The sequence below is a fragment of the Serratia nevei genome (assembly GCF_024160145.1).
Classification (GTDB): domain Bacteria; phylum Pseudomonadota; class Gammaproteobacteria; order Enterobacterales; family Enterobacteriaceae; genus Serratia; species Serratia nevei_A.
Window position 1 is genome coordinate 70,289 of the sequence record NZ_JAMYWQ010000005.1, and the last position, 19,205, is coordinate 89,493.

Annotated in this window: 18 protein-coding genes and 1 pseudogene; 11 read left to right on the forward strand and 8 right to left on the reverse strand. The window is 60.7% G+C overall.

Annotated features, from left to right (window positions below; translation table 11 throughout):
* Nucleotides 1-18: 18 nt before the first annotated feature.
* Together pdxA and M6G53_RS05900 are read right to left on the reverse strand one after the other, a co-directional pair.
* Nucleotides 19-1,020, reverse strand: a complete 1,002-nt coding sequence (gene pdxA, locus M6G53_RS05895) for a 4-hydroxythreonine-4-phosphate dehydrogenase PdxA (RefSeq protein WP_253329711.1) — start codon at nt 1,018-1,020, stop codon at nt 19-21.
* The gene (locus M6G53_RS05900; protein ID WP_253329713.1) at nt 1,017-2,186 is read right to left on the reverse strand and encodes a four-carbon acid sugar kinase family protein; all 1,170 of its coding nucleotides are present in this window, start codon (nt 2,184-2,186) and stop codon (nt 1,017-1,019) included. Before M6G53_RS05900 ends, pdxA begins: the two co-directional genes overlap by 4 nt.
* A gap of 58 nt (nt 2,187-2,244) precedes the next feature.
* Here M6G53_RS05900 and M6G53_RS05905 point away from each other — a divergent pair, with 58 nt between their 5' ends.
* Nucleotides 2,245-3,156, forward strand: a complete 912-nt coding sequence (locus tag M6G53_RS05905) for a LysR family transcriptional regulator (RefSeq protein ID WP_253329715.1) — start codon at nt 2,245-2,247, stop codon at nt 3,154-3,156.
* A gap of 55 nt (nt 3,157-3,211) precedes the next feature.
* Here M6G53_RS05905 and eco read toward each other — a convergent pair whose 3' ends face one another.
* Complete coding sequence (eco, locus tag M6G53_RS05910) at nt 3,212-3,724, reverse strand: serine protease inhibitor ecotin (RefSeq protein ID WP_049202226.1); 513 nt, start codon at nt 3,722-3,724, stop codon at nt 3,212-3,214.
* A gap of 140 nt (nt 3,725-3,864) precedes the next feature.
* Nucleotides 3,865-4,023 (reverse strand): annotated as a pseudogene (locus M6G53_RS25660) (5'-methylthioadenosine nucleosidase); the annotation flags it as partial.
* Between the two features lie 247 nt (nt 4,024-4,270).
* Here M6G53_RS25660 and M6G53_RS05920 point away from each other — a divergent pair.
* Both M6G53_RS05920 and ybjG read left to right on the forward strand, forming a co-directional pair.
* Complete coding sequence (locus tag M6G53_RS05920) at nt 4,271-5,011, forward strand: phosphatase PAP2 family protein (RefSeq protein WP_253329719.1); 741 nt, start codon at nt 4,271-4,273, stop codon at nt 5,009-5,011.
* Nucleotides 5,011-5,616: an undecaprenyl-diphosphate phosphatase gene (ybjG, locus tag M6G53_RS05925; RefSeq protein WP_253329879.1), complete on the forward strand. Its 606-nt coding sequence runs from the start codon at nt 5,011-5,013 to the stop codon at nt 5,614-5,616. Before M6G53_RS05920 ends, ybjG begins: the two co-directional genes overlap by 1 nt.
* Nucleotides 5,617-5,653: 37 nt before the next feature.
* Here the strand turns inward: ybjG and M6G53_RS05930 are convergent, their stop codons facing one another.
* Nucleotides 5,654-6,490 (reverse strand): aldose epimerase family protein, encoded by an 837-nt coding sequence (locus M6G53_RS05930; RefSeq protein WP_253329721.1) that lies wholly within the window; start codon nt 6,488-6,490, stop codon nt 5,654-5,656.
* 211 nt (nt 6,491-6,701) lie between these two features.
* Between M6G53_RS05930 and deoC the strand changes: the two genes are divergently transcribed.
* The 4 genes from deoC (at nt 6,702) to M6G53_RS05950 (ending at nt 12,039) form a co-directional block, all read left to right on the forward strand.
* Nucleotides 6,702-7,382: a deoxyribose-phosphate aldolase gene (deoC, locus tag M6G53_RS05935; RefSeq protein ID WP_038881133.1), complete on the forward strand. Its 681-nt coding sequence runs from the start codon at nt 6,702-6,704 to the stop codon at nt 7,380-7,382.
* A 154-nt stretch (nt 7,383-7,536) separates the two neighbouring features.
* Complete coding sequence (deoR, locus tag M6G53_RS05940) at nt 7,537-8,301, forward strand: DNA-binding transcriptional repressor DeoR (protein ID WP_253329723.1); 765 nt, start codon at nt 7,537-7,539, stop codon at nt 8,299-8,301.
* A 979-nt stretch (nt 8,302-9,280) separates the two neighbouring features.
* Nucleotides 9,281-10,579 carry an HAAAP family serine/threonine permease gene (locus M6G53_RS05945; protein ID WP_038881129.1) on the forward strand — a complete coding sequence of 433 codons (1,299 nt, stop codon included), beginning with the start codon at nt 9,281-9,283 and terminating at the stop codon, nt 10,577-10,579.
* Between the two features lie 92 nt (nt 10,580-10,671).
* Nucleotides 10,672-12,039: an L-serine ammonia-lyase gene (locus M6G53_RS05950; protein WP_025302221.1), complete on the forward strand. Its 1,368-nt coding sequence runs from the start codon at nt 10,672-10,674 to the stop codon at nt 12,037-12,039.
* Between the two features lie 219 nt (nt 12,040-12,258).
* On the opposite strand, the gene M6G53_RS05955 is transcribed toward M6G53_RS05950, so the two are convergent.
* The gene (locus M6G53_RS05955) at nt 12,259-13,464 is read right to left on the reverse strand and encodes a serine hydrolase (RefSeq protein WP_253329725.1); all 1,206 of its coding nucleotides are present in this window, start codon (nt 13,462-13,464) and stop codon (nt 12,259-12,261) included.
* 466 nt (nt 13,465-13,930) lie between these two features.
* Here M6G53_RS05955 and M6G53_RS05960 point away from each other — a divergent pair, with 466 nt between their 5' ends.
* Both M6G53_RS05960 and M6G53_RS05965 read left to right on the forward strand, forming a co-directional pair.
* A complete protein-coding gene (locus M6G53_RS05960) occupies nt 13,931-15,298 on the forward strand; it encodes a pyridoxal-phosphate dependent enzyme (protein WP_253329727.1) in 1,368 nt (455 codons plus the stop codon).
* Nucleotides 15,299-15,310: 12 nt separating this feature from the next.
* A complete protein-coding gene (locus M6G53_RS05965) occupies nt 15,311-16,456 on the forward strand; it encodes a trans-sulfuration enzyme family protein (RefSeq protein ID WP_253329729.1) in 1,146 nt (381 codons plus the stop codon).
* A gap of 59 nt (nt 16,457-16,515) precedes the next feature.
* On the opposite strand, the gene M6G53_RS05970 is transcribed toward M6G53_RS05965, so the two are convergent.
* Nucleotides 16,516-17,538: an isopenicillin N synthase family dioxygenase gene (locus M6G53_RS05970; RefSeq protein WP_253329881.1), complete on the reverse strand. Its 1,023-nt coding sequence runs from the start codon at nt 17,536-17,538 to the stop codon at nt 16,516-16,518.
* Nucleotides 17,483-17,725 (reverse strand): hypothetical protein, encoded by a 243-nt coding sequence (locus M6G53_RS05975; RefSeq protein ID WP_253329731.1) that lies wholly within the window; start codon nt 17,723-17,725, stop codon nt 17,483-17,485. The genes M6G53_RS05970 and M6G53_RS05975 overlap by 56 nt, the downstream gene beginning before the upstream one ends.
* A 104-nt stretch (nt 17,726-17,829) precedes the next feature.
* Here M6G53_RS05975 and M6G53_RS05980 point away from each other — a divergent pair, with 104 nt between their 5' ends.
* On the forward strand, nt 17,830-18,486 hold the full coding sequence (locus M6G53_RS05980) for an HAD family hydrolase (protein ID WP_253329733.1): 657 nt from the start codon (nt 17,830-17,832) through the stop codon (nt 18,484-18,486).
* An 89-nt stretch (nt 18,487-18,575) separates the two neighbouring features.
* Nucleotides 18,576-19,196 carry a glutathione S-transferase family protein gene (locus M6G53_RS05985; protein WP_253329735.1) on the forward strand — a complete coding sequence of 207 codons (621 nt, stop codon included), beginning with the start codon at nt 18,576-18,578 and terminating at the stop codon, nt 19,194-19,196.
* Nucleotides 19,197-19,205 lie beyond the last annotated feature (9 nt).

Here is a 19,205-nt window from a genome sequence, read left to right on the forward strand (position 1 = left end):
GTCTTCAGGTGATATGAGTTATTGGGCGCGCAACATTTTTTCCGCCTGCCGGAAGGCGTACAGCAGGCTGGCGTGTTCCGCCCGTCCGCTGCCCGCGATATCGAACGCCGTACCGTGGTCGACCGAGGTGCGGATAAACGGCAGGCCGACGGTGACGTTAACGCCGTGATCCACCCCGAGATATTTCACCGGGATCAGGCCCTGGTCGTGATATTGGGCGACCACAATGTCGAACTCCCCGCGCCGGGCGCGCATGAAAACGGTATCGCCGGGCCAGGGGCCGCTGACGTCCACCCCCTGTTCCCGCGCCAGGGCGATGGCGGGCACGATGACGTCAAGATCTTCGCGGCCGAACAGGCCATTCTCCCCGGCGTGCGGATTCAGGCCGGCCACCGCAATGCGCGGTTTCGCTATGCCTAACGCCCGACAGGCCGTTTGCGCCAGATGAAACGCGCGCAGCTCGTTTTCCACGGTCGCCGCGTCGATGGCGTCCCGCAGCGAAACGTGAATGGAAACCAGGATCACCCGCAGCTCGTCGTTGGCCAGCATCATGGCGAAGTCCTGGGTGCCCGAGCGCGCCGCCAGGATCTCGGTGTGCCCCGGATAATCGATCCCCGCCAGGCGCATCGCCTCCTTGTTCAGCGGCGCGGTAACGATGCCGGCGATGCGCCCCGCCAATGCCAGATCGATGGCGGCAACCACCCAGGCATAAGACGCCGCGCCCGCGCGCTTATCGAGCCTGCCGAGGGGCAAGTCCGCCGGCAGCGTAACGCCGGCGGAATAGACGGCGGTTTCTCCTCGCGTCCAGGCGTCGTCCCATCCCGCCAGCGAGGCGGGCAGCTCACGGATGTGCAGCGTCAGCCCCAGACTGGCCGCCGCGCGCGCCAGGGCGCCGGCATCGCCGATCACCACATAAGGCGTGCTCAACCGCTCTTTGGCCGCCAGTTTGGCGATGATCTCCGGCCCGATACCGGCGGGATCGCCCATGGTTATCGCCAGCGGCAAGGTGGAAAGGGTCATCGTTCTTCTCCTTCTCGGTCAGCGCGCAACCGGGTTACGCAGTTCAACAACGTGGCAGCCCGGCCAAAACCGCCCGCCTTGGTGGCGAACGGCAGCCTGCGGCCCGGCAGATTTAACAACCCGAAAGGCACGCCGGGTTCCACCTCACCGAACAGCGTCAATGAGCCGGCCGCCATGGCGTCGACGATACGCCGCGCGGTATCGCCGCCGGTCGCCACCAGCCCGTCGAAGGCGGGCGTGCAACGGCTGACGACCGCGCCCAGCGCAGCGGCATGATCCGCCGCGGCCGCTCGCGACCGGGGCGACATCAGGCAAACCACATCGGCACGCGCAAACGCCGCTCGCACCTCTTGCGCTACCGCCTCGGGATCGGCCGCTTCAGGCAGCGTGACCAGCACGGCGCCCGCCTGCCGCAGGCTTGCCAACTGGGCGTCATTCGCCGGATGCAGGCTGCCGATCGCCACCAGCACCTTGCGGGCTCGCAGCGGCGGTTGAGCGGGCGGCGCGTTCTCCTCCGAGGACAACGCACGCGACAGCGCCGCCGCCAGGCCCGGCGATCCCACCCACACCACCGGTTCGGCAATGCCGATCCGCCTCACGACCTCATCCAACTCGCCGTTGTCTGCGGCGTCGAATACCTGAAAGCGCGTCGGCTCCAGCCCTGCCATGCGCTCCATGACGTAGCCGGTGACGATCGGGTTCTTCGGATCGCGCGCAAAGGCGGTCTGCTCCAGCGCGACGCCGTCGACGTATTGCCGGCCGCCCACCGTGGTGCGGCCGGCATCCGGGAAGGCCGGCGCGACGATGGCGAGACGGCGCCCGCTGCCCGTCAGCGCCCCGCGCGTTTCCGGCCCCAGATTGCCGCGCAGCGTGGAATCGACCGTTTTGTAGATGAGGTGCGCCGGTTTCACGCAGGCGGCGGCATGGCGAAAACGCCGCTCCGCCTGCTCCGGCGAAACGAAGCGGGAATCTAAATCGAAAGCGACGATCTCCGCGCCCTGCAACGTGGCATCGGGCAGGCGCAGCATGACGCAGGCATTCAGTCCGCGTGCGGCGAACGGGGCCGCACCGTCGAGCGCGCTGGTAAGATCATCGGCGAGAATGGCAATCATCGCAGTTACCGGTAAGTGGAAAGTGATGCACACTTTGGCGGATTTGGCTGGCAATAAAAAACGATTTGCGTAGTATCGATGATTGATAAAAACTCAATCAAAAGGGGGCGCAGTGCGTCAACGAAGATTGCCTAACCTGGCGGTATTGCGGGCTTTCGAAGCTACGGTGCGGTACGGCAGCGTGTCGAAAGCCGCCAAATCTCTCAACGTCACCGACGGCGCCGTCAGCCGCGCGGTGCGCGAATTCGAGCAGACCCTGGGATTCGCGCTGTTTCAACGCACCAGCCGCATGGTGCATCCGACGCCGCAGGCGCAAGAGTTGGCGAGCGAGATCGGCCGGGGGCTGGACAACCTGCAGTCGGCGATCGACCGCGCCTGTCGGCATCATCAGAATCGCCCGCTGGTGATCTCCTGCGAGCCGACCTTTCTGATCCGCTGGCTGATCCCGCGTCTGGCCGGCTTGCAGCAGGCGGTGGGGAAAGAACGCGATCTGCAGCTGGTCTCCGCCGGCGGCGCCGTCGCCTTCTCGCGTGAAGGCATCGATCTGGCGATCCGCCGCAACGATTTCCCAATCGCCGACGACGTGGTCGCCCGCCCGTTCCTCAAAGAACGGGTTGGCCCGGTATGCCGCCGGGAGCATGCCGCGGCGGAGCGTGAACTGCGCGGCACCCTGCTCCACACCGAGACACGCCCCAACGCCTGGCGCGACTGGTGCGCCCACAGCGGCATCGAGATCCGGCCGGGTAACGAGCTGCGTTTCGAACATTTCTATCTCAGCCTGCAGGCGGCGGTCGCCGGCGCCGGTATCGGCATCGGCATCGGCCCGATGGCGCTGGTGGCGGATGATATCGTCAACGGCGCGCTGGTAGCGCCTCACGGCTTTGCGCCTGACGGGACAGATTACGTGCTGATGACCCAGGCCGACGGCCAGGACGATGCGATATTCTCAACGGTGTTGGATTGGCTGATCGCCATGGGGGAAGAAACCGAACGGGCGGTGTTGGTGGGCGAAAAGAAAGCGTAACGGGGAAAAGTCTCCGCCTGCTGCGCAGGGCAAGCGGAGTGGCGTCAGGCGGCGATTACTTCTGTTCGGCCTGGCTTACGGTGTCTTCGGCTTTCCAGATGCGGTATTTCACTTCCGCGTCTTTCGGCGCGTACACCACGATCGGCAGGCGGCTGTTGTAGCGCTGCATCGCGGCATCACCCAGGTTGGCGGCGATGAATTGCTTGGTCTTGGTGTTGTCCGGGCAGCCCATCAGCGTGGAGGCCGGATCGGACAGCTTCTCCAGCACCAGGTAGTCATAGCCCCAGCCGGAGAGGGTTTTGGTTTCCAGCGTGCCGCCAATCATGTGGCGGTTGCAGTCCACTTCCAGCGTCTTGCCGATCAGCAGCTCCACCTTGTAGTTCTCTTCGTGCTCTTGCTTCGGCAGGTAGATCACCTGGCGGTTCATGCCCTTCTCGGCTTTCGGGTAAGGCGCGATCTTTTCCAGCGGCTGTTTGCTGATATCCGCATCATCGCCAGAGGTAGCCGCCATGGCGCCGGCGGAAACGGCCATCAGCAGGCCAGAAAATACAACGGATGCCTTGTTCATGTTTTATCCCTACACGTTGTCAAATAATCCGCCTATAAACTAATACACTACAGCCAAGCCCGCCACAGGTTTAATCTTCTTTACAATAGGCAATAAATAGTGATAATCGCCTGATAACATCGATTAGCCAGAGCAATGACTCAGCATTTCTTCAGATTGGCAACACAGGCCTTCACCACCTGATAGACATAATCCTGGCATGCCAGCCCGGTTTGCGGATCGTACTTGCCCTGATTGGTGATGTTGCTGGACAACACGCGAATGCCGACGAACGGCACCTTGAACTCGGCGGCGACTTGCTCCTCGCGCGGGTTCTCCAGCCGCTGGGCGAAACGTTCCGCCTCCACCGGCATAGCGCCCTGAACCACGATCGGCCCGGCGGCCGCCAACAGTAAGACACGTGCTTGATTCTTCATCGCCACACTCTCATCCCGAAAAAGCAAACGACCACCTTCGCCGGATAGGGTTTTCTTACCGGTGGACTAAGGTTTTCTTAAGACAGAATTATTACAGTGGCGTTATTCAATCCTGTCACCGAGCCTGCGCGTGGATCCAGAATCATCATTAAATCAATCCTCAACGGCACCGCAAATTAAGACAAGCGCCCTTTACTCCCTGCCGACATCCTTTTACCGTTGGCAGGTTTTGGGCCTGCTGATCAGCGGCCTGGTGTTCCTGTGGCTCTCCCGCAACGAACGGCTGGACTGGGCGATCAGCAACTTTTGGTACGATCCCGCCAGCGGGCATTTCCCATGGCAAAACAATGATTGGCTGGATCTGATCAACCACCGCTTGCTGAAACAGCTGGTGATCGTTGGGGCGGTACTGACGCTGTTTTACGGCATCTATCGCCGCAACGCGCGCCTGATATTGACCATGCTGTTGATCGGCATCGGCCCGTTGGTGGTGGGCATGCTCAAGGCCACCAGCGCGCACTCCTGCCCGTGGGATCTGATCGAGTACGGCGGCCGGGCGATGTCCTTCCCGCTGTTCGGCGCGGTACCGGCGCTGCCGGGCCCCGGCCGCTGTTTTCCCGGCGGGCACGCCTCGAGCGGTTTCGCGGTCATGGCGTTGTTTTTCCTGTTTTATCCGCAGCGTCCGCGCCTGGCCTGGTGGTGCTGGTGCGGCGGCATTGCGCTCGGCATGCTGATGGGCTTTGGCCAGATCATGCGCGGCGCCCATTTTCTTACCCATAACCTGTGGGCGGGTTGGTGGGTTTGGTTGAGCCAGTTGGCTATTTATTGGACGGTTAGCGGCTGTTGGCGCCGCAAGACGAGGTTACCATGATGGAACAGTTGAACGACTTTCTTTTCGCCTGGATCAATGCGACCCCGGCGTCCCCCGAGTGGACGATCGATTTCGCCACCTTTTTGGCGCGCGATCTTATCATCATCGTACCGCTGCTGATCGTCGGCCTGTGGCTGTGGGGGCCGCAGAACCAGCTGGTTTCACAGCGCCAGGTGGTGGCGAAAACCACTATCGCCCTGCTGTTCGCCATGCTTGCCGCCGCCACCATCGGCGCGTTGCTGCCACATGAGCGCCCGTTCGTCGCCGGCGTGGGTTACACCTTCCTGCCGCACGCCCCGGACAGCTCGTTCCCCAGCGATCACGGCACCGCCATCTTTACCTTTGCGCTGGCGTTCCTGTTCTGGCACCGCGTGTGGTCCGGCGTGCTGCTGATGATCGTCGCCGTCGGCATCGCCTGGTCACGCGTTTACCTCGGCGTGCACTGGCCGCTGGATATGGTTGGCGGTTTCCTGCTCGGCCTGGTCGGTTGCCTGTTCGCCCAGCTGGTGTGGAATCTGTTCGGCGATATCATCGCCGACAAGCTGTCGCGTCTTTACCGCTTCCTGTTCGCCTTCGCCATTCGCCGCGGTTGGGTGAAAGAGTAATCGCACAACATGACAGGGGCGTTACCGCCCCGTTATTTCACACCGCGCCGGTGGTCACGCAAAACGCCCGCGTTTTTCCCGCTCCCAGCATCACCTCGGCTTCTTCCTCCGGTGCATTCGGGCGGCAGTTCGCCGGCTGGATAAAAGCCAGCAACCGCCGGTTGCCCTGAACGGCGATGCGCCGGAGCGCATAATTGAATTGCCCGGTGGCGAAGCGCGTCACATAGCGCCGGCCTTGCGGCGCCAGCATAAAGAACTCGGCCTGATCCACGTAGCGCGACAGATCGTCGGAGCACAGCAGTTCCTGCCCGAGGGTATCCCCCAACAGAGCCGGCGTCGGCAGGTTCTGGCGGAATACCGCGTCGGGAATGCAATCGTAGTTGAGGCGGCATACGTAGCGCAGCGGCTGCGGCCGATCGGCCAGGTTGGTGACCTTCATCTCAATGGCGAATTGCGCACTCTGCGCCACCAGACGCAGCGCCGGGCCGATACGCCAGCGCTCACCCAACCGCACGCCCTCGCCGCGCAACGTCAGCTCGTCGCCCGCCAATTGCAGCCACACGCGCTGCATCTGCGGCAGCGCGCCGTCCTGATTCGGCCAGGCGGGACAGAAAGCGGCATCTTCAGCGCCCGTTTTTACGGTGCCCCGCATGCTGCGGCGGCCAGACTTCAGCGAGTAACCGTCAAACTCGGCGTCCCAGATCGCCAGGCCCTGATACGGCAAGACCGCCAGTGCACCGCGGCGATTCGCCAACGTCAGCATCGGCCCGCGTTCTGCGCAGCGATGCGCGCTCACCGCGAAATCCGCATTGCGGAACAGTTCCTGCCGTTGCGCCCCGAAAGCTTCAGGAGCCAGATCGATGTTGATCTTCATCTTTTTTCCCTCGACGTTTCGCCCGCGCAGGCCGCGAGCCAAAAATGTTATTTAAATAACAACCAACCTGCCTTTAAGTTATACGTATAACAGCCTGATAGCGACGATCGGATCGACATTTTTTAAACATCACTAGGTTTATCGGCATCTGAATGTTATTATTTTCACATTCCCATCCCGCTTACTGTCTTAACCTCACTAAGGAATCGCGATGACCACCGAAACCATCGACTACGCCAGCTATGTTGACCACACCCTGCTGGCGATGGACGCCACCGAACTGCAGATCGCCAAACTGTGCGAGGAAGCGCAGCAGCACAACTTCTATGCGGTATGCGTCAACTCCGGCTACGTGCCGCTGGCAGCCCAGCTGCTGCAGGAAAGCACCGTAAAAGTCTGCTCGGTGATCGGTTTCCCGCTGGGCGCCGGCCTGACCGTCGCCAAAGCCTTTGAAGCCAAAGCGGCGATCGCCGCCGGCGCGCAAGAGATCGATATGGTGATCAACGTCGGCTGGTTGAAAAGCGGCCTGCTGGACGAAGTGAAAGCCGACATCGCCGCCGTGCGCGAGGTTTGCGCGGCGATCCCGTTGAAGGTAATATTGGAAACCTGCCTGCTCAGCGATGCGCAGATCGTCCAGGTTTGTGAAATGTGTCGCGAACTCGATGTGGCCTTCGTGAAAACCTCCACCGGCTTCAGCACCGGCGGCGCTCGGGAAGAGCACGTCAAACTGATGCGTGAAACCGTGGGCAGCGAAATGGGCGTGAAAGCTTCCGGCGCCGTGCGCGATCGCGCCACCGCCGAGAAGATGATCAACGCCGGCGCCACGCGTATCGGCACCAGCTCCGGCGTCGCCATCGTATCCGGCGCTCAGCCGGCGGCGGGCAGCTACTGATCGTCGGCATGCCCTGACGGGCACAGCCAATACACTCCGATGCGGGACAATACGGGCGGCCAAGGCGGCCCGATATTGCCCCGCATTGTTGTGTTTAGCGCCGGGCACGCCGGCACGCCCCTTTACCTCTACTTACCAGTGGGAAGACGGACCTATGGAAACGCGGCGCGAAGAACGTATCAACCGGTTAGTTCAGGCGTTAAAACGCGCTGACAAGATCCACCTGAAAGAAGCCGCCGTGCTGCTTGGGGTCTCGGAGATGACCATTCGCCGCGATCTGAGCGCCGAACCGGCGGCCGTGGTGCTGCTCGGCGGCTATGTGGTGACCGCTCCGCGCAGCAACGGCGTGACCAACTACTTCGTTTCCGATCAAAAAGCCAAACAGGTGACGGAGAAACGGCGCATCGGCATGCTGGCGGCGCCGTTGATCAATGCAAACGACACGGTGTTTTTCGACTGCGGCACCACCACACCGGCTATCATCGACGCCATTGCCGACGAGCTGACCTTCACCGCCGTCTGTCATTCGCTGAACACCTTCCTGGCGCTGCAGGACAAACCGAACTGCAAAGTGGTCCTGTGCGGCGGTGAGTTCAAGCCGAACAACTACATCTTTTCCAGCGTCAGCGGCCGCAACGAGCTCGATCACATCTGCCCGAACATCGCCTTTATCTCCGCCGCCGGCCTCAGCCTGCAGCACGGCGCCACCTGCTTCAACTTCGACGAGCTGGAGATGAAGCATCGCGCCATGGCGATGGCGCAGCAAAAGATCCTGGTGGCAGACCACAGCAAGTTCGGCAAAACCAAACCGGCCTGCATCGGCCCCCTGACGCAGTTCGATCGGGTGATCACCGACCGCCAACCGGACGCCGACTTCATGGCGTTCTTCAACGACAACGCCATCGCTACCCGCTATTAATCCGCCTTCTGCGCCGTCGGAACCGGCGGCGCGCCGCTGCAATCCCCCTCTTTCCCCGCCCAAAGATGAACAAATAATGCGCAATCGATTCGCGCTTTTCGCTTATCCTCACGCAACATCAGGTTAATAAAATGCAACAGGTCACCCGAGTGATTATTTTCTCGCCGGATAAACCGGCTGTCGGCTGGGTGAATTAACGACTATTTATGGCTTTTATATGATAAATCGTGCCAAAGGCCGGGATGTTTAAATAAACGGCGGTTTACGCGATTGCAGCAAATATCGCCAAAACCTGTTAGCTATCTGTTATTTATATGATGAATGGTTACGCATTTTTATCCGCTAACCACGTAAGTAATTCCCCCTCGTTATTAGCAGTGCTTTTCAAATAAAAACAATTAAAAACAAATAGATAATTGACATTTAACTTAAAAACACAATGTGATCTACGTCACTAAAACTGCTTAATCCGGGTTTTTCGCTAGATCCAAAACCACGCATAAAATATATTGCTCGGCTTGTTGCTGAGCGCAGCGCTTTATCCGGCTGATTATTGTACAAACCGCATAATCGCAGAAATTTTTATGAGAGTGTTCTCAGCACAAAATCTTACACAAATGTGCAACAAATGCGCGAAAAATCGATAAAAAAGCATGTAACTGCACATATTGCGCATTTGAGAGCAGGATCACGGTTGTTTCTACTGTAAATCGTTATCTTGCCGCCAACAAAAATCGACAGGCAAAGACCTGTCGGCAGCGGTAACGACTTTTATCGCCCGTGACGGTGAAAAGTCTTTAGTGAATTACCCGGCGCTGTGCCTTGGTAATGAACACAATAAACAACCAGGGGGACGCCAAAACATCCCCGCAAGCAACACCTGATTCTTACCGCAAGCGTTGCCTGAATAGGACGTTTGACGGTTTAACCTTAAGTTTTGCCTTTTAATTTTAAATTCGTGTTCACTTCGGAGATATTTATGGACACTACACAGACCGGCACAATTGCCTCTGCGGCCTCGGGCTCCAGCAGTACCTGGCGTAAAACGGATACCATGTGGATGTTGGGCCTGTACGGCACCGCCATCGGCGCAGGCGTCCTGTTCTTGCCCATCAACGCCGGCATCGGCGGTTTGATTCCTCTGATCATCATGGCCATCATCGCATTCCCGATGACCTTTTTTGCCCACCGCGGCCTGTGCCGTTTCGTTCTGTCCGGCAAAAATCCCGGTGAAGACATCACCGCCGTGGTAGAAGAACACTTCGGCATCACCGCCGGTAAGCTGATTACCCTGCTGTACTTCTTCGCCATCTACCCGATTCTGTTGGTTTACAGCGTGGCGATCACCAACACCGTCGACAGCTTCATCACCCACCAGTTGGGCATGACATCACCACCGCGCGCCATCCTGTCGCTGATCCTGATCGTCGGCCTGATGACCATCGTGCGCTTCGGTGAGCAGGCCATCGTAAAAACCATGAGCATCCTGGTCTTCCCGTTCGTCGCGGTGCTGATGCTGCTGGCGGTGTATCTGATCCCTAACTGGACCGGCGCCATCTTCGAAAACGTGTCGCTGTCCGGCAGCGGTACCGGCATGGGGCACGGTCTGATCATGACCCTGTGGCTGGCGATCCCGGTCATGGTGTTCTCCTTCAACCACTCGCCGATCATCTCCGCCTTCGCCGTGGCCAAACGCGAAGAGTACGGCGCAGACGCCGAGAAGAAATGCTCCCGCATTCTGGCTTATGCGCACATCATGATGGTGCTGACCGTGATGTTCTTCGTGTTCAGCTGCGTGCTGAGCCTGACGCCGGAAAACCTGGCGGAAGCCAAGGCGCAGAACATCTCGATTCTGTCTTACCTGGCTAACCACTTTAACAACCCGATGATCGCGTACATCGCGCCGGTTATCGCCTTCGTCGCCATCACCAAATCGTTCCTGGGCCACTACCTGGGCGCGCGTGAAGGCTTCAACGGCCTGGTTGCCAAGTCGATGAAGAGCCGCGGCAAAACCGTCAGCACCGCCAAGCTGAACCGCATGACCGCTATCTTCATGCTGGTGACCACCTGGATCGTCGCCACCCTGAACCCAAGCATCCTCGGCATGATCGAAACCCTGGGTGGCCCAATCATCGCCATGCTGCTGTTCCTGATGCCGATGTATGCCATCCGTAAAGTGCCTGCCATGCGCAAGTACAGCGGCCACATCAGCAACGTGTTCGTGGTTGTGATGGGTCTGATTGCCATCTCTGCTATCGTGTTCAGCCTGCTCGGCTAATCACGTCCGGCCGGCGCCGCTGCGCGCCGGCCCTCCCGCACTCCCCCATTTCCCGTATTCACCGCCTGAAACCTGAAGAAGGAGGCGAGACCATGGTCAGCGTTTTCGATATTTTCAAAATTGGCATCGGCCCATCCAGTTCCCACACCGTTGGCCCGATGAAAGCCGGCAAACAGTTCGTCGACGATCTGATCGCCCACCAGCAGCTGCAGGACACCACCCGCGTGGTGGTCGACGTGTACGGTTCGCTGTCGTTGACCGGTAAAGGCCACCACACCGATATCGCCATCATCATGGGCCTGGCCGGCAACTTGCCGCACGACGTAGACATCGACAGCATTCCGGGCTTTATCCGCGACGTCGAACAGCGCGGCCGCCTGCCGCTGGCCAACGGCCATCACGAGGTGGATTTCCCGCTGCACGGCGGCATGAACTTCCACAGCGACAACCTGCCGCTGCACGAAAACGGCATGCGCATCCGCGCCTTCGCCGGTGAGCGCCTGCTGCACAGCAAAACCTATTACTCGATCGGTGGCGGTTTCATCGTCGACGAAGAGCACTTCGGCCAGTCCGCCGAAGGTGCCACGCCGGTGCCCTACCCGTTCAAATCGGCGCACGATCTGCAGCAGCATTGCAAAGACACCGGGCTGTCGTTGTCCGGCCTGGTGATGCAGAACGAGCTGGCGCTGCGCAGCAAGGCGGATATCGACGCGCACTTTGCCGACGTCTGGCAGGTGATGAGCGCCGGTATCGAACGCGGCATCAACACCGAAGGCTTGCTGCCCGGCCCGATGAAAGTGCCGCGCCGCGCCGCCGCGCTGCGCCGCATTCTGGTGACCGGCGACAAGAACAATATCGACCCGATGAACGTGGTCGATTGGATCAACATGTTCGCGCTGGCGGTCAACGAAGAGAACGCCGCCGGTGGCCGCGTGGTCACCGCGCCGACCAACGGCGCCTGCGGCATCATCCCAGCGGTGCTGGCTTACTACGACAAGTTCATCCGCCCGGTAAACGCCAATTCCTACACCCGCTACTTCCTGGCGTCCGGCGTGATTGGCGCGCTGTACAAGATGAACGCCTCGATCTCCGGTGCCGAAGTGGGTTGCCAGGGAGAAGTGGGCGTAGCCTGTTCGATGGCGGCGGCCGGGTTGACCGAGCTGCTGGGCGGCAGCCCGGCGCAGGTGTGCATCGCGGCGGAGATCGCCATGGAGCACCATTTGGGGCTGACCTGCGATCCGCTCGCCGGCCAGGTTCAGGTGCCCTGCATCGAACGCAATGCCATTTCCGCCGTCAAGGCGGTCAACGCCGCACGCATGGCGATGCGCCGCACCAGCGAACCGCGAGTTTGTCTGGATAAGGTGATCGAAACCATGTACGAAACCGGCAAAGACATGAACGCCAAATACCGCGAAACCTCCCAGGGTGGGCTGGCGATCAAGGTCGTGGCCTGTAACTGATAAACCAAGGGCGCCGAATGGCGCCCTTGGACCGCTGACAAAGAAAGGAGAAAAAACGTGTTTTTTCCTCCTTTGTGATCATCAGCCTAAAATCAACAAATTGATTTTCCTTATTTTTTAATCTTGCCTTCCGTAAGGCCGGCAACATCATCAGGTTTATCATTTATCTCAAGGGCGCCAAACGGCGCCCTTGTCATTAGATGAGGCTGAACAGAATATTCAGCCAAAGATCCCGCCGAACCACTGGCTCAGCTTCATCATCACCATATCCCAAATGCGGCTGAAGAAGTTGCCCTCTTTCACCTCTTGCATCACCACCAGCGGGTGCTGTTCGATGGTCTTGCCGTCCAGCTGGAAATCGATGGTGCCGACCACCTGGTTTTTCGCCAGCGGCGCTTCCAGCGTCGGCTGGGTCAGCTTGTAGCTGGCCTTCAGGTTTTTCATCTGCCCTTTCGGAATGGTGACCGAGGCGTCTTTCGCTACGCCGAGCGGCACTTCGCTGACGTCGCCGAACCACACTTTCTGGGTGACGAACGGCTTATCGGCCTTGATCGGCGTCGCGGTTTCATAGAAGCGGAAGCCCCAGGTCAGCAGCTTTTCGCTTTCGCTAAAGCGCACGCGATCGCTCGGCGCGCCCAGCACCACCGAGATCAGGCGCATCGGGCCGTCTGAAGCCGACGCCACCAGGTTATGGCCGGCGCCGCTGGTGTAACCGGTCTTGATGCCGTCGACGCTCAGGTTGCTGCTCCACAGCAGGCGGTTGCGGTTAATCTGGCGGATCTTGTTAAAGGTGAATTCTTTTTCTTTATGCAGCGCGTATTCGTCCGGCACGTCGCGGATCAGCGCCTGGCTCAGCAGCGCCATGTCGCGCGCGGTGCTGTACTGCCCTTCCGCATCCAGACCGTGCACCGTCAGGAAGTGAGTATTCTGCAAGCCCAGGGATTTGGCGTAGTTGTTCATCAGGCCGACGAACGAATCCTGGCTGCCCGCCACGTAGTCCGCCAGCGCGATGCTGGCGTCGTTGCCCGACTGGATCACGATGCCCTTATTCAGCTCCAGCACCGGCACCTGATCGCCCGGCTTGATGAACATCAGCGAAGAACCGCGCAGCGCCGGATTACCGGGCGCCCAGGCGTCTTTGCCGACGGTGACCATGTCTTCCGGCTTGATCTTGCCGGCCTTGATCGCCTGGCCGATCACGTAGCTGGACATGATCTTGGTCAGGCTGGCGGGATCGAGACGGGTGTCGGCATTGCCTTCGGTCAGCACCTTGCCGTTGTTGTAATCCATCAGAATGTAGGCCTTGGCGTCTACCTGCGGCGGCGCTGGCGGCTCGGCCGCATGCACAGCCGGTGCGGCCAGCAACAGGATGCCTACGCTGAAGGTCAGTTTTTTCAGGGAAGTGGATAAGTTTTTTTTCATCATGACGTCGCCAGAGTGTCCATTCAAACCATTGAAATAGCGTTAACTTTCAAACATGTTCACGTTTTAAGCCAACCAGCGAGAGTGGCCCGGTGCGCGTGTGCCGGCCGCAACCCCCTGCGGCGCCCGTAGCGGGTCACACAACGCTCCGAAAATGCCCTTGCTGTGAGTTTATGTGATTTATCTTATTTTTGCAGGGTTTAGCGTGAATTTTCAGCATTTTTACATAACTGTACGCAGGCCCCCGGCTATCGTTCAAAAAAACGCCGCAACGCCGGTTTTTACGCCCACTAACGGCTACACGGCCAAGCATCTGCACCGCTAAACATCTGAGCCTCTATACGTCTAAAAAAGATTAATATATTCCATAATGGCATATGGAACCGTTATTTGTTCTTTTTAAAGCGCTTATCCTCAGCGCTATCATCCGCACAAAGACTTTTATACCGAATAATCCTGGAGATGAGTCATGGCGATACCCCATTCCGTCATCGAGATGATTGGCAATACCCCGATGCTGGAACTGACCCAGTTCGATACCGGCCCGTGCCGGCTGTTCGTCAAGCTGGAGAACCAAAATCCCGGCGGCTCGATCAAAGACCGCGTGGCGCTGTCGATGATCGAACAGGCCGAGCGCGACGGCAAGCTGCATCCGGGTGGCACCATCATCGAAGCCACCGCCGGCAATACCGGCCTGGGGTTGGCGCTGGTGGCGGCGCTGAAAGGTTATAAGCTGCTGCTGGTGGTGCCGGACAAGATGAGCCGCGAGAAGATCTTCCACCTGCGCGCGCTGGGCGTGGAAGTGCTGCTGACCCGCTCGGACGTCGGCAAGGGGCATCCGGCTTACTATCAGGATTACGCCAAACGCCTGGCCGAAGAGATCCCCGGCGCCTTTTATATCGATCAGTTCAACAACCCGGCCAACCCGGCGGCCCATACCACCACCACCGCCCCTGAACTGTGGCGGCAGATGGAACATGAGGTGGACGCTATCGTGGTTGGCGTCGGCTCCGGCGGCACGCTGGGCGGGCTGAGCCGCTATTTCGCCGACGTGTCGCCGCAGACGGAATTCGTGCTGGCCGACCCTGCGGGTTCAATACTGGCCGACTATCTCGACAGCGGCCACATCGGCGAAGCGGGCAGCTGGCTGGTGGAAGGCATCGGCGAAGACTTCGTCCCGCCGCTCAGCGACTTTGACCAGGTTCGCCACGCTTACCGCATCGGCGACGCAGAAGCCTTCACCACCGCGCGCGATCTGCTGCGCAAGGAAGGCGTGCTGGCGGGATCGTCCACCGGCACCCTGCTGGCCGCCGCACTGCGTTACTGCCGCGCACAGACCGAACCCAAGCGGGTAGTGACCTTTGTCTGCGACAGCGGCAACAAATACCTGTCTAAAATGTATAACGATCACTGGATGCTGGAACAGGGCCTGCTGAGCAAACCGCAGCACGGCGATCTGCGCGATCTGATCGCCTACCGCCACGACGAAGGCGCCGCCGTTTCCGCCGCGCCGGACGACACCTTGGCGATCGTGCACGCCCGCATGCGGCTGTATGACATCTCGCAGCTGCCGGTGCTGGAAGGCGATCGGGTGGTCGGCCTGATCGATGAGTGGGATCTGCTGAACGCCGTGCAGGCCGACGCCGCCCACTTCAGCCTGCCGGCCAGCAGCGCCATGACCAAGCGCGTCCATACGCTGCAAAAAGAAGCCGGCTACGACGAATTACAGGCCACCTTCAACCATGGCCACGTCGCGGTGGTGCTCGACGGCGAGCGCTTCCTCGGCCTGATTACCCGCACAGACGTGCTTAACGCCTGGCGCCAAAAATTACGTTAATAAGGACCCATTATGGCCAAGTTTGATACGTTGACCGTTCACGCCGGTTACACCCCGGACGCCACCGGCGCCGTGATGCCGGCAATTTACGCCACCTCCACCTACGCCCAACCGGCGCCGGGCGAGCATACCGGCTACGAATACTCCCGCAGCGCCAACCCGACGCGCACCGCGCTGGAAAGCGCCATCGCCGAACTGGAGGGCGGCAGCCGCGGCTACGCCTTCGCCTCCGGCCTGGCGGCCTGCTCCACGGTGCTGGAGCTGCTCGATAAAGACAGCCACCTGATCGCGGTGGACGACCTGTACGGCGGCACCTATCGCCTGCTGGAAAAGGTGCGCAGCCGTACCGCCGGCCTGCGCGTCACCTACGTATCACCGGCGGATCTCGCCGGGCTGGAACAGGCGATCGAGCCGGATACCAAAATGATCTGGGTGGAAACCCCGACCAACCCCTTGCTGAAACTGGCGGATCTGAGCGCCATCGCCGCGATCGCCAAAAAGCATCAGCTTATCAGCGTGGCGGATAACACCTTCGCTTCGCCGTATCTGCAGCGTCCGCTGGATCTGGGCTTTGACGTGGTGGTGCACTCCGCCACCAAATACCTCAACGGCCACTCCGACGTGGTGGCCGGCGTCGCGGCGGTGGGGGCTAACCCGGCGCTGGCGGAACAGCTCGGTTTCCTGCAAAACGCGGTCGGCGGCATTCTCGATCCGTTCAGCAGCTTCCTGACGCTGCGCGGTATCCGCACCCTGGCCCTGCGCATGCAGCGCCACAGCGACAGCGCGCTGCGCATCGCCCAGTGGCTGGAGAGCCAGCCGCAGGTGGAAAACGTCTACTACCCCGGCCTGCCGAGCCACCCGCAGCACGCGCTGGCGGCGCGACAGATGACGCGCTTCGGCGGCATGATCTCGGTGCGGTTGAAAGGCGACGACGCCTATGCGCGCCGGGTCATCAAACGTTCGCGTCTATTCACCCTGGCGGAAAGCCTGGGCGGTGTGGAGAGCCTGATCAGCCAGCCGTTCAGCATGACGCACGCCTCCATTCCGTTGGAACAGCGCCTGGCAACCGGCATCACGCCGCAGCTGGTCCGCCTGTCGGTGGGGATTGAGGATGTGGAAGATCTGATCGCCGACCTGCAGCAGGCGCTGGCGGAATAATCGCCCGAATCAATCGCCATCAGCCCGGCCGGTGCGCCGGGCTTTTTTGTGCCTGATGTTCAGACGCCGATGACGTCCCGATAAAAGCGCTGTGCCACATCGGGGTGGGAACGGATGCGGCCTTTCAGGTAGTTATACCCTACGTCGCGCAGCAGCGGGTTGAGCGGATCGCTGGCCGGGCCGCGCGCCTGCGCCGCCAGCGACGGCGGCAGTTGATACAACGGCACCACCGCGTCCAATCGCGCACCGAGGAAGAAAGCGATCGACAGCCTGTCGCGCCCCGCCGGCGGCGTTTCCACCCGATGCACCGTGGCGCGCAGATAGCCGTTGGTCGCCAGTTCCAGCAGCTCGCCGATATTCACCACGAAGGTGTCCTCACGCGGCAGGGCGTCAATCCACCGCCCTTCGCTCACCTCCACCTGCAGCCCTTTTTGCTCGTCCTGCAGCAAGAAGCTGAGAAAGCCGGAGTCCTTGTGCGCACCGACGCCCTGTGCGCTGCCCGTAGCGTCCCGCCCCGGGTAGCGAATCAGTTTGATGTGTTCGTTGGGCTTCTCGCCGTACAAGCGATCGAAAGCCTGCTCCGGCAGCGACAGCGCCAAAGCGAAAGCGCGCAGCAGCCGCAGCGACATGGCGGTCATCGCCTGTTGCCACTGCAGCAACAGCGGTTTCAGCGTCGGCAGCGCCGCCGGCCACTGGTTTGGCCCCTGCAGACGCGCCCAGCGCGGGGTGTCGTCAGACAGCGTCAGCGCCGGGCGTTCGGTGCCGATATCGAACTGCTCGCGCCAGTCCGGCTGGCCACGCGTCAGCTCCGCCGCCGCCCGGTTGTAACCACGAAAGTGCGGCGAATGCACCATCTGCACCGCCAATTTGTCGGCTTCCGGCAGCGCGAAAAATTGCCGCGCGCCCTGCTGCAGCCGCGCATTCAGCGCACTGTCCACGCCGTGCCCGCGCAGATAGAAAAAGCCGACGTCGCGGGCCGCCGCGCGCAAATCGTCAAGAAAGGCGCGCCGCCGGCGCGCATCGCCGTCAAGCTGCGAAAGATCCAGCAGCGGCAGCGTCTTCAGCGTCGTCAGGTGCGTCATCATGCGGTTCCTCTTCTTCTTCCCCGATCGCTATCGGGCTGCCGTACAGGCGAATAATCAACATTGTCTCTCCCCGGCGGGTGGCTGCGTTTGCCTCATAGTTATCACCGCGCTGGCCGGGGCGGCCAATATTGTTGCGTTCTAAGTTATGCAAACGTTCAACAAACTGTCGCAAAAGCGTCATCATTGTTTCTTATGCTCTGCGCAATTTCGCCGACGCCGCTGGCTGGCGATGGGCGCTATCCGCTATCCTGTAAACGACCTCATACCCTGCCTGCCGGAGAAATACTGATGGATTTAGCCTTATTCGACCTGGATGAAACCCTGATTGACGATGACAGCGCCAGCCTGTGGATCCGCTGGCTGGTCGGCCAGGGCTTCGCGCCGGCGGAGCTGGAACTGCAGGAGCAGCAGCTGATGCAGCTCTATTATCAGGGCAAGCTGTCGATGGAGGACTACATGCAGGCCACGCTGGCGCCGCTGACCGGCCTGAGCGTGCAAACCGTGGCCGGCTGGGTGCAACGCTACATTCGCCGCGATATCCTGCCGCGCGTCTACCCCGCCGCCCGTGAACGCCTGCAGTGGCACCGCGAGCGCGGCGACTGCATCCTGGTGATCTCCGCCACCGGCGAGCACCTGGTGGCGCCGATCGCCGAACAGCTCGGCGCCGACGATGCGCTGGCGATCGGCGTGGAAATCAGCGACGGCCGCTTCACCGGCAACACCTACGGCACCATGACCTACCAACAGGGCAAGGTGATCCGCCTGCAACACTGGCTGGCGCAGCACCCGCACCTGACATTCGAACACAGCCACGGCTACAGCGACTCCCTCAACGATAAGGCGATGCTGCAATTCGTCGACAGCGCTACGGTGATCAATCCCGACAGCGAGTTGAGCGCGCTGGCGGCGGAGCACGGCTGGGAAGTGTGCCGCTGGGAGCGTTGATCGGCAGGCAAAAAATGCCCTGCGGTGTGACAAAAAGCGCATTGTGGCGTAGGTATTAAGGGTCTTTAATCCGCTAACGGAGTTATCCCATGCTGACCATTTGGGGTCGTGAGAATTCGAACAACGTCAGGAAGGTGCTGTGGTGCGCCGCCGAACTGGGGCTAAGCTACACCCACATCAACGCCGGCGGCGCGTTCGGCAAGGTGAACGAAGAGAGCTACCGCGCGCTGAACCCGAACGGCCTGGTGCCGCTGCTGCAGGACGATGACTTCGTGCTGTGGGAATCCAACACCATCGTGCGTTACCTGGCGGCGAAATTCGGCGACGCGACGTTCTATCCGCAAGATCTGCAGGCGCGCGCCGCCGCCGAGAAGTGGATGGACTGGACCACCTCGACCATCGTCCCATCCTTCACCATCGTCTTTTGGGGCCTGATACGCACCGCGCCGGAATTGCGCGACATGGCGAAAATCGACGCGGCGATCGCCACGCTGGAAAAACACTTCGACGTCATCGAACAGACGCTGGCGCGCCAGCCTTACCTCTCCGGCGACGCGTTCGGCTTCGGCGATATTCCGCTCGGCAGCTTTGCCTACGCCTGGTTCGAAATGCCGATCGCCCGCCGCCCACGGCCGAACATGGCGCGCTGGTATCAGCAGCTGCGCGCTCGCCCGGCCTATCAGCGCGGCGTGATGAGCGAACTCACCTGATCGCTGCGG

Coding starts and splice junctions, on each gene's coding strand:
- M6G53_RS05965 (WP_253329729.1), top strand. CDS start 15,311: ATGGCCAAGTTTGATACGTTGACCGTTCACGCCGGTTACACCCCGGAC.
- M6G53_RS05985 (WP_253329735.1), top strand. CDS start 18,576: ATGCTGACCATTTGGGGTCGTGAGAATTCGAACAACGTCAGGAAGGTG.
- ybjG (WP_253329879.1), top strand. CDS start 5,011: ATGGAACAGTTGAACGACTTTCTTTTCGCCTGGATCAATGCGACCCCG.
- deoR (WP_253329723.1), top strand. CDS start 7,537: ATGGAAACGCGGCGCGAAGAACGTATCAACCGGTTAGTTCAGGCGTTA.
- M6G53_RS05945 (WP_038881129.1), top strand. CDS start 9,281: ATGGACACTACACAGACCGGCACAATTGCCTCTGCGGCCTCGGGCTCC.
- M6G53_RS05950 (WP_025302221.1), top strand. CDS start 10,672: ATGGTCAGCGTTTTCGATATTTTCAAAATTGGCATCGGCCCATCCAGT.
- M6G53_RS05980 (WP_253329733.1), top strand. CDS start 17,830: ATGGATTTAGCCTTATTCGACCTGGATGAAACCCTGATTGACGATGAC.
- M6G53_RS05970 (WP_253329881.1), bottom strand. CDS start 17,538: ATGACGCACCTGACGACGCTGAAGACGCTGCCGCTGCTGGATCTTTCG.
- eco (WP_049202226.1), bottom strand. CDS start 3,724: ATGAACAAGGCATCCGTTGTATTTTCTGGCCTGCTGATGGCCGTTTCC.
- M6G53_RS05930 (WP_253329721.1), bottom strand. CDS start 6,490: ATGAAGATCAACATCGATCTGGCTCCTGAAGCTTTCGGGGCGCAACGG.
- pdxA (WP_253329711.1), bottom strand. CDS start 1,020: ATGACCCTTTCCACCTTGCCGCTGGCGATAACCATGGGCGATCCCGCC.
- M6G53_RS05975 (WP_253329731.1), bottom strand. CDS start 17,725: ATGATGACGCTTTTGCGACAGTTTGTTGAACGTTTGCATAACTTAGAA.
- deoC (WP_038881133.1), top strand. CDS start 6,702: ATGACCACCGAAACCATCGACTACGCCAGCTATGTTGACCACACCCTG.
- M6G53_RS05960 (WP_253329727.1), top strand. CDS start 13,931: ATGGCGATACCCCATTCCGTCATCGAGATGATTGGCAATACCCCGATG.
- M6G53_RS05955 (WP_253329725.1), bottom strand. CDS start 13,464: ATGATGAAAAAAAACTTATCCACTTCCCTGAAAAAACTGACCTTCAGC.